This window comes from Curtobacterium sp. MCPF17_001, from assembly GCF_003234615.1.
In the GTDB taxonomy this organism is placed as follows: domain Bacteria; phylum Actinomycetota; class Actinomycetes; order Actinomycetales; family Microbacteriaceae; genus Curtobacterium.
The window spans coordinates 112,027-123,619 of record NZ_QKSL01000007.1; the positions used below are offsets into that span (position 1 = coordinate 112,027).

Genomic DNA, 11,593 nt, shown 5'->3' on the forward strand with positions numbered 1-11,593 from the left:
CGTTCATCGTAGGACGGGGTCAGCGCTCGAGTGCCTGCTGCACGTCGGCGACCAGGTCGCCGGCGTCCTCGATGCCGACCGACAGGCGGACGACGTTCTCCGGGACGGCGAGCTCGGTGCCCTTGACCGAGGCGTGCGTCATCTCGCTCGGGTACCCGATGAGCGACTCCACGCCGCCGAGCGACTCCGCCAGCGCGAACAGCTCGGTCGACTCGGCGAACCGCTTCGCCGCCTCGGGACCGCCGGCGAGTGCCACCGACAGCATGCCGCCGAAGCCGCGCATCTGCTTGGCCGCGACGTCGTGTCCCGGGTGCTCCGGCAGGCCCGGGTAGTAGACGTGCTCGACGGCCGGGTGGGCGAGCAGCGCCTCGGCCACGGTCTGGGCGTTCTGGGAGTGCCGGTCCATGCGGACGCTGAGGGTCTTGATGCCCCGGATCGTCAGCCAGGCGTCGAACGGGGACGAGATCGCGCCGCCGCCGAACTGCACGAACTGCACCTTGTCCGCGAGCTCCTGGTCACGCAGCACGACAGCCCCGCCGACGACGTCGGAGTGCCCGCCGAGGTACTTCGTCGTCGAGTACACGACGACGTCGGCGCCGAGCGACAGCGGCTGCTGCAGGGCCGGCGACGCGAAGGTGTTGTCGACGACGACGAGTGCACCGGCCTCGTGTCCGATGGCGGCGAGGACCTCGATGTCCGCGATCTTCATCAGCGGGTTCGTCGGGGTCTCCACCCACAGCACGGTCTTCGCCGGGCTGTCGGCGAGCGCGGCACGGACACGGCCCGGCTCGCTCATCTCCACCGTGACGAGGTCGATGCCCCACGGCACGTGCAGGCGGTTCGCCAGACGGTGGGTGCCGCCGTAGACGTCGTTGCCCATCACGATCCGGGCGCCCGGCTCCAGGTAGGCGCGGAGCAGGGCGTCCTCCCCCGCCAGGCCGGACGAGAACGAGTACGCCGCGACGCCGCCGTCCAGGTCGGCGAGCAGGGTCTGCAGCGAGTCCCGCGTCGGGTTGCCGGAGCGGGAGTACTCGTAGCCGCCCCGCAGCCCGCCGATGCCGTCCTGCACGTAGGTCGACGTCAGGTACAGGGGCGGGATGACGGCGCCGGTGGGGCCGTCGGGCTCCTGGCCGGCGTGGATGGCGCGGGTGCTGAACTCGGTCATGTCGTGGGTGCCCCTTCCTGGAGGCTCGGTGCGGTCTGGGTGGGGCGGTGCGGGTGGGCAGCGTGGTGCGGTGCTGCGGCCCTGCGGGCGGCTGTCGTGCGGGCTGCGGTCGTGCTTGCTGCGGTCGTGCTTGCTGCTGTCGCGCGGGCTGCCGTCGTCCTTGCTGCCGTCATGCCGTCGCCGTCTGGGCGGCGTTCGCGGCGGCGGCCGTCACTCGGACAGGTAGGTGAGGAGGTCGTGGCGGGTGAGGACCGTGACCGGCTTGCCGTCGCCGACGACGAGCAGGGCGTCGGCCCCTTCGAGGGCGCGACGGGCTGCGGACAAGGACTCGCCGATGCCGATCAGGGGCAGCGGGTCGCCGACGAACGGGGACAGGGCGTCGGCCATGGCCGCGGCTCCGGTGAAGACCTGCTCGAGCAGGGCCTTCTCCTCGATCGCGCCGACGACCTCGCCCATCACGACGGGCGGTTCGGCGTTGAGGACCGGCATCTGCGAGACGCCGTACTTCGTCATGATGTCGACCACGTCGCGGATGGTGTCTGACGGGTGCGCGTGCACCAGGTCGGGCAGGCGGCCGTCCTTGCCGGCGATGAGGTCCCCGACGGAGCGTTCGTCGTCGGTCTCGGCGAAGCCGTAGGAGCGCATCCACCGGTCGTTGAAGATCTTGCCGAGGTAGCCGCGTCCCCCGTCGGGCAGCAGGACCACGACCACGTCGTCCTCGGACAGCGACTCGGCGGCACGGAGCGCGGCGACCACGGCCATGCCGCTCGACCCGCCGACGAGCAGGCCCTCTTCACGGGCGAGGCGCCGCGTCATGGCGAACGAGTCTGCGTCCGAGACGGCGATGATCTCGTCCGGCACACCGGCGTCGTACGCGGGCGGCCAGAAGTCCTCGCCGACGCCCTCGACGAGGTACGGACGGCCGGTGCCCCCGGAGTAGACGGAGCCCTCGGGGTCGGCGCCGACGATCCGGACCCGACCGTCGGAGGCTTCCTTGAGGAACCGACCGGTGCCGGAGATCGTGCCACCGGTACCGACACCCGCGACGAAGTGGGTGAGCTGCCCCTCGGTGTCGCGCCAGATCTCCGGACCCGTGGTCTCGTAGTGGCTGCGGGGGCCGTTCGGGTTGGCGTACTGGTTCGGCTTGTAGGCGCCGGGGATCTCACGCACCAGGCGATCGGACACGGAGTAGTAGGACTCCGGGTCCTCGGGAGCGACGGCGGTCGGGGTGACGACGATCTCGGCGCCGTAGGCGGTCAGGACGTTCCGCTTGTCCTCGCCGACCTTGTCGGGGAGCACGAACACGCAGCGGTACCCGCGCTGCTGGGCGACCAGGGCGAGGCCGACACCGGTGTTGCCCGAGGTCGGTTCGACGATCGTGCCGCCGGGGCGCAGGTCACCCGACGCTTCGGCAGCGTCGATGATCCGCGTCGCGATGCGGTCCTTCGCGGAGCCGCCCGGGTTGAAGTACTCGACCTTGACCAGGACGGTCGCCCGGAGCCCGGCGGTGACCCGGTTCAGCTTGACCAGCGGGGTGTCGCCGACGAGGTCGACGACGGAGTTCGCGTAACGCACCCGACGAGTCTAGGCGGCCGGTTCCGCTGTGCGTCCTCCGGCGACGGATGCTCAGCCAGGGCACACCTGGTGCCGCTTCGACCGGGCACCGGTGGTCTGCCGGCGGTCCGCCCGAGGTCTGCCCGCGGGCTGCACGCGGTCTGCACGCCAGGTCCGTCGCCGGTCGGCCGCCGCGTCAGCTCCGGGCGGTCACGACCGGGTCGCTCTGCTGCTCGTGCAGCGTGGAGTACGTGCCGCCGAGCGCGAGGAGTTCGTCGTGCGTCCCCTGCTCGATGATCTGGCCGTGGTCGAGGACGAAGACGACGTCGGCGTCACGGATGGTCGACAGCCGGTGCGCGATCGAGATGGTCGTCCGCCCGCGGGCCGCGGTGTCCAGCGCCGCCTGTACGACACGCTCCGAGATCGAGTCGAGCGCACTCGTCGCCTCGTCGAGCACGAGGACCGGCGGGTCCTTGAGCAGCACACGGGCGATCGCGATCCGCTGCTTCTCGCCGCCGGAGAGCCGGTACCCCCGCTCCCCGACGATCGTGTCGTAGCCGTCCGGGAACGACGCGATCGTCTCGTGGATGTTCGCCGCCCGTGCCGCACGCTCCAGCTCGGCGTCCGTCGCGTCGGGCTTGGCGTACCGCAGGTTGTCGCCGATCGAGGAGTGGAACAGGTAGGTCTCCTGGCTGACGATGCCGATGTGCGCCATGAGGTCCTCGTGCACGATGTCCCGCACGTCCTGCCCGGCGAACCGGACGGAGCCCGCCGTCGCCTCGTACAGCCGCGGGACCAGGTACGAGATCGTGGTCTTGCCCGCGCCTGAGGGTCCGACGAAGGCCGCGAACTGGCCCGGCTGCAACTCGAACGAGACGCCGCGCAGGGTCGGCTTGTCCGGCTCGCCGTCCGGGTAGGCGAACGAGACGTCGTCGAAGGCCACGTGCCCGACCCGACGCTCGTCGACGGGCTTCGCCGTGGGGGCGTCCGTGATCGCGGGCTCGAGGTCGAAGTACTCGAAGATGCGGGCGAACAGCGCGCCGGATGTCTGCAGGTCGAGGACGACCCGGAGCAGGCCGACCGTCGGGAACAGCAGCCGGGACTGCACGGTCGTGAACGCCACGATCGTGCCGGCGGTGATCGGGATGCCGCCCTCGATGAGGTACGCGGCCACGAGGTAGATCACCGCGGGGATGATGGACAGGAAGATCTGCACGATCGCGAAGAACCACTGACCGGACATCTGCTGGCGGACCTGCAGCCCGATCTGGTTGCGGTTCTCGTCGCCGTAGCGGTGGATCTCGCTGCGCTGCTGGTTGAAGCTCTTCGCGAGCAGCATCCCCGACACGCTCAGGGTCTCCTGCGTGATCGCCGTCATGTCCGACAGCGACTCCTGGGTCTGCGCGGCGATGCGTGCACGGACCTTGCCCACCTTGCGCTGCGCGATCACGAGCAGCGGGAGGAGCACGACGGCCACGAGGGTCATCTGCCAGCTCAGAAGCAGCATCGCGACGACGGCCGCGATGACCGTGACGGTGTTGCCGAGCACCGACGAGATCGTGTTGTTCAGCACGCTCGCGACGCCGCCGACGTCGTTCTGCAACCGGCTCTGGATCACGCCGGTCTTGGTCCGGGTGAAGAACGCCAGCTCCATACGCTGCAGGTGCCCGAACAGCCGCATCCGCATGGCGCCCATGACCTTGTTGCCGACCGTCGCGGTCAGGTAGGTCTGCCAGACGCCGATGCCGGCGCTGAGGATCCACAGCCCGATCATGCCGCCGACCAGTTCGGCGAGGACCGGCACGTCCGGACGTCCGCCGGGCGGGAACAGCCCCCGGTCGAAGGCCTGCTGGGTCAGGAGGGGCGGGATCACCGAGACCGCGGCCCCGACGAGGACGAGGACGACGGTCAGGCTGATCGAGCGACGGTGCGGGACGAAGAGCCCCGCGATGCGTCGAAGCAGGTGCGGGATCTGGGGCGCTTCCGCGTTCGCGGCACGCTGCGCGTCCGGGTCCCCACTGGAGATCCGGCTGCGACCGTGCCCGCCGCCCGGCCCACCACCACGCATCCCGCCGCCACCGGCGACGGAGCCCATCTGACTCATCGACACCCTCTCCACGCCTCGCGGCGTCGTCCTCGCATGAATGTACGCCCGCGCACCGACCCGGCCCGACGCGTTCGCCGAGGGCTGTGGACGGAGGTGATCCGGGCCTCCCGTGTGGAGGACCGGACGCGTCCGGTTTGGACCCCGTCCGGGGGCCGTGGGACGATGACCCGTCCCCCGCCAGCGCTCCCGTGAGGTCCCATGTCGTCCGCGCCGTCACTCGCCCGTCAGCTCCTCCGGCGGAAGCCCGTGGACCAGCTCCGCGCAGAGGCGGCAGAGGGGGTCGACGGACAGCCACTCCGCCGGACCCTGGGGGTGTGGCACCTGACCATGATCAGCGTCGGTGCGACCCTCGGCACCGGCATCCTGGTCGTCCTCGGCACCGCCGTGCCACTCGCCGGGCCCGCCGTCTGGATCTCCTTCGTCCTCGCCGGCGTCGCTGCGCTGCTCTCGGCACTGTCCTACGCGGAGATGGCCGGTGCCGTCCCCACCTCCGGGTCGAGCTACTCCTACACGTACGCGACGATGGGCGAGGGCATCGCCTGGGTCTGCGGGTGGTGCCTGGTCCTCGAGTACGCGGTGTCCGTCGCCGCCGTCGCCGTCGGTGCCAGCGAGTACGTCGACGAGACCCTGCGCGTCTTCGGCCTGCACCTGCCGACCGCGCTGTCCGCGCCTCCGGGTGACGGTGGGGTGGTCAACCTGCCGGCGGCCGCGCTCGTTCTCGTCGCGATGCTGATCCTGCTGCCCGGGGCGAAGGAGAGCGCCTGGGTGAACACGCTGATGGTGCTCGTGAAGATCGCGCTGCTGGTGTTCTTCGTCATCGTGGCGTTCTCGGCGTTCCGGGTCGGGAACTTCGAACCGCTCGCCCCGATGGGCGCGGCGGGCGTGAGCGCGGCGGCCTCTCGGCTGTTCTTCTCGTACATCGGGTTCGACGCCGCCTCGACCGCCGGCGAAGAGGCGAAGGACCCCCGCCGCGACCTGCCGCGCGCCATCATCGGGTCGATCGCGCTCATCACCACGCTGTACATCCTGGTGGCCGTCGCGGCGATCGGCGCGCGGTCGTGGACGTCGTTCTCGGCCGACGAGGCCTCGCTCGTCCGCATCGTCGTCGACGTCACCGGGCTGCCTGTCGTCGCGCTCGTGTTCTCGGTCGGTGCCGTCATCGCGATCGCCAGTGTCGTCCTCACCGTGCTCTACGGCCAGACCCGCATCCTGCTCACGATGGCGCGTGACGGTCTCGTGCCGAAGGTGTTCGGCCGGGTGTCCCCGCGCACCGGGACCCCGATCGCGAACACGCTCATCGTCGGCATCGTGGTGACGATCGTGTCGGCACTCGTCCCCCTCGGGGAGCTCGCCGACGCGACGAGCATCGGCACCCTCGTCGCGTTCGCCCTCGTGAACGTCTCGGTGATCGTGCTCCGCGGGACCCAACCGGATCTGGAACGGTCGTACCGCGTGCCGTTCTTCCCCGTGGTGCCGGTGCTCGGCGTCCTGTTCTGCCTGTTCCTGGCGGTGACGCTCGGCGCGGGGACGTGGATCGCGTTCGGCATCTGGATGGTCGCCGGCGCCGTGCTCTACCTGGCCTACGGCCGCCGCCACAGCACGCTCGCGTAGGCCGGCCCTGGCCCGCGGCCGCCCTGGCCCGAGTTTCGCGCCCAGCGACACCACTCGCGCTCAGGAGCCCGAACGGTGTCGCTGGGCGCGAAACGTACTCGTCCTCCACAGTGGCGTCACCACGGGCCGCCGTCCACAGCGCGAGCATGGCGAGACCGACGGAGCGATCCGGAGCCACACGATGGGCCATGGAGCACCACCGGAAGCGACCGCACCTCCTCCGAACCGACATGGCCGATCGCAGTGCCGCGAGAGCAACGCAGCGAGCGCGCACCGGTCTGGCGACCTCGTCCTGATCCGGCAGGGCGTGTACATGCCTCGCGGAGAGTGGGAGGCGCTCGAGGAGACCGGACGGCACCTCGCCCGGGCTCGTGCGGTGGCTCCCGAGCTGGAGGAGGGAACGGGTTTCTCGCACGTCACGGCTGCCCTCGCTCTTGGCTGGCCGTTGATCGGGCCAGCGCCAGAACGCGTGCACGTCATCGATGACCGCCGCACCACGACCGTGCACCGAGCCGGCCTGGTGCGGCACGCGGGTCCGCTCCCCGCAGTGGACCCCGTGCGACTCGACGGCGTGCCGGTGACGGCTCCGGTCCCCACGGCTGTCGCGCTCATCGTCAGTGCGCCGGTGCACGTCGCAGCAGTCGCCGTCGACGCCGCGGTCCGAGCACGGCTGATCGAGCCATCCCGTCTCGCCGAGGAGCTCCCCCTCGGTCCGGCCCGCGGCTCAGCCCGTGCTCAGCTCGTCCTGTCCGCGCTCGACGAGCGACACGAGTCACCCGGGGAGTCGTTCACGGCGATCCGTCTGGTCGAGATCGGAGCGCCGGAGACGATCCCGCAGCACGAGTTCGTCCTGCCTGACGGGCGACGTGATCGCGTTGACTTCTGGCTCCCGAGCCGGGGAGTCGTGGTCGAGTTCGACGGGAAGCAGAAGTACCGCGATCCGACGATGATCGGCACGTCGGACCCGGCGGAGGTGCTCTGGCGCGAGAAAGTCCGGGAAGACCGGATCCGGTCTCGGCCGGAGGTCCGAGCGGTCATCCGCGTGACCTGGTGGCATCTCGTCGAGCCAGACCGCCTGCGAGCACTCTTCCGGGCGCACGGTGTCCGGCTGTGAGCGGTGGGACGTTTCGCGCTCAGCGACACGGTTCGCGGGTCCGGCCGCGAATCGTGTCGCTCAGCGCGAAAAGCCGCCGCCCCCGGCCGCACCGCGCCCGCACACGACGAAGGCCGCCGCCCCGAGGGGCAGCGGCCTTCGTGACCAGAAGGTCAGACTCAGACGAGCTCGACGGTGGCGCCGACGGCCTCGAGGGCAGCCTTCGCCTTGTCGGCAGCTTCCTTGTTCGCACCTTCGAGGATCTTCGCGTCAGCGGTCTCGACGAGCGCCTTGGCCTCGCCCAGGCCGAGCGACGTGAGGCCACGGACCTCCTTGATGACCTGGATCTTCTTGTCACCGGCCGACTTGAGCACGACGTCGAACTCGGTCTTCTCCTCGACCTCCTCGGCGGGGGCAGCAGCGCCACCGGCCGCGGCGACCGCGACGGGGGCAGCAGCGGTGACCTCGAAGACCTCTTCGAACTTCTTCACGAAGTCCGAGAGCTCGATGAGCGTGAGCTCCTTGAAGGCCTCGATGAGCTCGTCCTGCGAAAGCTTCGCCATGATTTTCTCCTACTACTCAGTACGTGATGTGGTTGTGGAACGCGTGCCTGGTCAGGCCGCGGACTCCTGCTTCTCGCGGAGGGCGTCCACCGTGCGGACGGCCTGCGAGAGGGGTGCGTTGAACAGGTACGCAGCACCGAACAGCGAGGCCTTGAAGGCGCCGGCGAGCTTGCCGAGCAGCACTTCGCGGGACTCGAGGTCGGCGAGCTTGTCCACCTCGGTCGCGGAGAGCGGGTTACCGTCGAAGTAACCACCCTTCACCACGAGCTCGGGGTTCGCCTTGGCGAATGCACGCAGCGACTTCGCGACGGCGACGGTGTCACCGTGGACGAAGGCGAGAGCGGACGGACCGGCGAGCTCGTCGTCGAACGACGTGATGCCTGCCTCGTTGGCCGCGATCTTGGTCAGCGTGTTCTTCACCACGGCGTACGTGGCGTGCTCACGGATCGAGTTGCGGAGCTCCTTGAGCTGCGCGACCGTGAGACCGCGGTACTCGGTGAGCAGAACGGCGTTCGAGCTACGGAAGGACTCCGTGAGCTCGGCGACCGCAGCTTCCTTGTTCGCCATGGTTCTCCTTGGGGTTCTTGCTGGCAGCCCCGGGTCCCATGGCTGTGGTGAACACAACCCGCACACGAAAAAAGCTCCGGCGCAGAGGCTCGGAGCTGCTCCAACACGATGTGTGGGAGTGGTTCTGAACACCTGCGCGGGTTGCCTCGTGACGAGGACCTTCGGTCACTGTCCATGCGTGAACACGGCAGCGACGACCAGCGGTCTTTGGCTGAACAGAACGGTACCACAGCCCGGGCGCGTTCCGGAACCTCGGATCCGGCCTGGAGGCCCGACCCCCCTCCGCCCCGCCGGTCCGGTCAGGAACGCCCCGGCACCTCGGCCCACGCGTCCGACGCGCCCGACGCGTCCGACGCGCCCGGCGCCCCCGACGCCGCGGAGTCCGATCCGTCCGACGTCGCGGAGTCGACCGCTGCACCGGCCGTACCCGCATCGGCCACACCCGCGCCAGCACCAGCACCAGCACCAGCCGTCTCCCCGCCGCGCTCCGGCAGGTGCACCGTGAACACCGTCTCCCCCGGCTCGCTCGCCACACTGACCCGCCCGCCGTGCGCCTGCACGACGGCGTCGACGATCGCGAGTCCGAGTCCCGTCGACCCCGCGGTCCGCGAGCGCGAACTGTCGGCGCGGGCGAACCGCTCGAAGAGCTTCGGCAGGAACCCGGGGTCGATCCCCTGCCCGTCGTCGCGGACGGTGAGGTCGACACCGCCGTCCGGCGCCGCCGCGATGCCCACCGTGATGCGCGTGCCGTCGGGCGTGTGGGTCCGGGCGTTGGTGACGAGGTTGACGATCACCTGGTGCAGGCGTGCGGCGTCGCCGACGACCTCGACGGGCTCGGACGGCAGGTCGACCTCGATCGGGTGGTCCGGTGAGGCAGCGTGCGCGTCGTTCACGGCGTCGAGCACGAGACCGGTCAGGTCGACGTCCGCGAACTGGATCTCGCGACCCTCGTCGAGGCGGGCGAGCAGCAGCAGGTCCTCGACCATCGAGGTCATCCGCACGGACTCCGACTCGACCCGGCTCATCGCGTAGACGACGTCCGGCGGCAGGTCGGCACCCATCCGTCGGGTGAGTTCGGCGTACCCGCGGATCGATGCCAGGGGCGTCCGGAGCTCGTGGGAGGCATCCGCGACGAACTGCCGGACCTTCTGCTCGGAGCGCTCCCGGGCCTGCATGGCGTTGCCGATGTGCCCGAGCATCCGGTTGAACGCGGTGCCGACCCGGCCGACCTCGGTCGCGGGGTCGGCGTCGGGGACACGGACGCCGTCCAGGGCGTCGCTGCGGTCGAGCGGCATCCGAGCGACGGTCGAGGCGGTCTCGGCGACGCGGTCGAGTGGCCGCAGGGCGCGTCGGACGGCGGCGGTGGCGACTGCCGAGGCGACGAGGAGTGCGAGGACGGTGACCACGAGCACGACTCCGAGCAGCTTCCACACGCTCTCGTAGACCGGGGCGAGCGGCAACCCGACGACGAGCACCGCGGGTCCGACGTTCGCGGCCGTGACCCGGTAGCGCCCGAGGTCGGAACCGAGGTCGACGGTGTGCGGCGCACCGTCCACGGCCAGTCCGCTGAGGGGCCGCACCACGGCGGACGACAGGCGTTCGGCCTGCCCCGAGTTGTCGAGCAGGCTGCCGACGACGGCGTTCCCGTCGAGGACGTACACGGTCAGGGTGCCGGCCGACTGCGCGGACGGACGGCCGAACTCCGGCCCGTTCGGCCCCTGCTGCTCGACCGACCGCTGCGCTCGGTTCGTCGCGTACTGCAGCTGCTCGTCGATCGCCGAGCGTTGGATGGAGAACAGCGCGACGATGCTGCCGCCCCCGATCACCGCACTGACGGCGACGACCAGGGCGACGATGCTCAGGACGAGCCGGCGACGGAGGGTCATGAGGGCGCCCGGCGTCAGGCGGTGGGCTTGATGACGTAGCCGACGCCACGCACGGTGTGGATCATCGGCTCCTCGCCGACGTCGATCTTCTTGCGCAGGTACGAGATGTAGATCTCGACGACGGAGGACTTGCCACCGAAGTCGTACGACCACACCCGGTCGAGGATCTGCGCCTTCGACAGGACGCGGCGAGGGTTCCGCATGAGGAAGCGGAGCAGCTCGAACTCGGTGGCGGTCAGCTCGACGGCGCGGCCGGCGCGGGTCACCTCGTACGACTCCTCGTCGAGCACCAGGTCGCCGACGACGATACGCGAGTCCCCGGCCTCGCTGACGGAGATCTGCGAGCGACGGATGAGCCCTCGGAGGCGCGCGACGACCTCTTCGAGGGAGAAGGGCTTGGTGACGTAGTCGTCGCCGCCGGCGGTGAGCCCGGTGACGCGGTCCTCGACGGAGTCCTTGGCGGTGAGGAACAGCACCGGGGTGTCGTCGTTGTTCTGCCGGAGTCGGCTGAGGACCTGCAGCCCGTCGAGGTCCGGCATCATCACGTCGAGCACCATCGCGTCGGGGTGGAACTCCCGGGCCTTGGCGAGGGCGTCCTGACCACCGTTCGCACTGCGGACGTCCCAGCCCTCGTAGCGGAGCGCCATCGAGAGCAGGTCGGTCAGGCTGGCTTCGTCGTCGACGACCAGGATGCGCAACGGGGAACCGTCGGCACGCGTGAGACGCGGGGGTGCGGAGGGCTGGGAGATGGTCACGTCTTCGAGTATCGAAAGATTCCTATGAGCGGTCTGTGGCCGGCCCCAGTGCGCCCTGTGCATCGAACTCGCAGTGAGAGGGGTCGTGATCAGCCAGCGCACGGCGCGAGCACGAGCGGTCGGTTCGACGGCCGGACGCCCGGCGGGTACGCGGAGCACCTCCGGCGGACCTACGGCGACGCGTCCTGACCTCCATGGCGTCCTCATAGCGGACCGAAGGGGTGCCCTTGGCGGCGCTTCCTAGGTTCTCCTCGTCGGCCCCCGCCGCGCGATCCGCGCGACCGGTGCTCCC

Annotated in this window: 9 protein-coding genes; 2 read left to right on the top strand and 7 right to left on the bottom strand. The window is 70.4% G+C overall.

Annotated features, from left to right (window positions below; all coding sequences use genetic code 11):
- Positions 1–19 precede the first annotated feature (19 nt).
- The 3 genes from DEJ24_RS08660 to DEJ24_RS08670 form a co-directional block, all read right to left on the bottom strand.
- Positions 20–1,165: a cystathionine gamma-synthase gene (locus DEJ24_RS08660; protein ID WP_111078276.1), complete on the bottom strand. Its 1,146-nt coding sequence runs from the start codon at positions 1,163–1,165 to the stop codon at positions 20–22.
- Positions 1,166–1,375: 210 nt separating this feature from the next.
- Positions 1,376–2,740, bottom strand: a complete 1,365-nt coding sequence (locus DEJ24_RS08665; RefSeq protein ID WP_111078277.1) for a cystathionine beta-synthase — start codon at positions 2,738–2,740, stop codon at positions 1,376–1,378.
- A gap of 175 nt (positions 2,741–2,915) precedes the next feature.
- Entirely contained in the window at positions 2,916–4,814 is a 1,899-nt protein-coding gene (locus DEJ24_RS08670; RefSeq protein WP_111078278.1) for an ABC transporter ATP-binding protein, read from the bottom strand.
- Between the two features lie 210 nt (positions 4,815–5,024).
- On the opposite strand from DEJ24_RS08670, the gene DEJ24_RS08675 reads away from it, so the two are divergent.
- Positions 5,025–6,437, top strand: a complete 1,413-nt coding sequence (locus DEJ24_RS08675) for an APC family permease (RefSeq protein WP_111078279.1) — start codon at positions 5,025–5,027, stop codon at positions 6,435–6,437.
- Between the two features lie 313 nt (positions 6,438–6,750).
- On the top strand, positions 6,751–7,551 hold the full coding sequence (locus DEJ24_RS08680; protein WP_146242540.1) for a hypothetical protein: 801 nt from the start codon (positions 6,751–6,753) through the stop codon (positions 7,549–7,551).
- Positions 7,552–7,709: 158 nt separating this feature from the next.
- Here DEJ24_RS08680 and rplL read toward each other — a convergent pair whose 3' ends face one another.
- The 4 genes from rplL to DEJ24_RS08700 form a co-directional block, all read right to left on the bottom strand.
- The gene (rplL, locus tag DEJ24_RS08685; protein WP_110902651.1) at positions 7,710–8,093 is read right to left on the bottom strand and encodes a 50S ribosomal protein L7/L12; all 384 of its coding nucleotides are present in this window, start codon (positions 8,091–8,093) and stop codon (positions 7,710–7,712) included.
- 51 nt (positions 8,094–8,144) lie between these two features.
- Positions 8,145–8,660: a 50S ribosomal protein L10 gene (gene rplJ, locus DEJ24_RS08690; protein ID WP_110902650.1), complete on the bottom strand. Its 516-nt coding sequence runs from the start codon at positions 8,658–8,660 to the stop codon at positions 8,145–8,147.
- Positions 8,661–8,959: 299 nt separating this feature from the next.
- A complete protein-coding gene (locus DEJ24_RS08695; protein WP_111237746.1) occupies positions 8,960–10,546 on the bottom strand; it encodes a cell wall metabolism sensor histidine kinase WalK in 1,587 nt (528 codons plus the stop codon).
- A 14-nt stretch (positions 10,547–10,560) separates the two neighbouring features.
- Entirely contained in the window at positions 10,561–11,301 is a 741-nt protein-coding gene (locus DEJ24_RS08700) for a response regulator transcription factor (protein WP_181432900.1), read from the bottom strand.
- Positions 11,302–11,593 lie beyond the last annotated feature (292 nt).

What these genes read in the sequence shown, in the direction of transcription:
- DEJ24_RS08675 (WP_111078279.1), top strand. Translation starts at nt 5,025, where the DNA reads ATGTCGTCCGCGCCGTCACTCGCCCGTCAGCTCCTCCGGCGGAAGCCC.
- DEJ24_RS08680 (WP_146242540.1), top strand. Translation starts at nt 6,751, where the DNA reads ATGCCTCGCGGAGAGTGGGAGGCGCTCGAGGAGACCGGACGGCACCTC.
- rplL (WP_110902651.1), bottom strand. Translation starts at nt 8,093, where the DNA reads ATGGCGAAGCTTTCGCAGGACGAGCTCATCGAGGCCTTCAAGGAGCTC.
- DEJ24_RS08670 (WP_111078278.1), bottom strand. Translation starts at nt 4,814, where the DNA reads ATGGGCTCCGTCGCCGGTGGCGGCGGGATGCGTGGTGGTGGGCCGGGC.
- DEJ24_RS08695 (WP_111237746.1), bottom strand. Translation starts at nt 10,546, where the DNA reads ATGACCCTCCGTCGCCGGCTCGTCCTGAGCATCGTCGCCCTGGTCGTC.
- rplJ (WP_110902650.1), bottom strand. Translation starts at nt 8,660, where the DNA reads ATGGCGAACAAGGAAGCTGCGGTCGCCGAGCTCACGGAGTCCTTCCGT.
- DEJ24_RS08660 (WP_111078276.1), bottom strand. Translation starts at nt 1,165, where the DNA reads ATGACCGAGTTCAGCACCCGCGCCATCCACGCCGGCCAGGAGCCCGAC.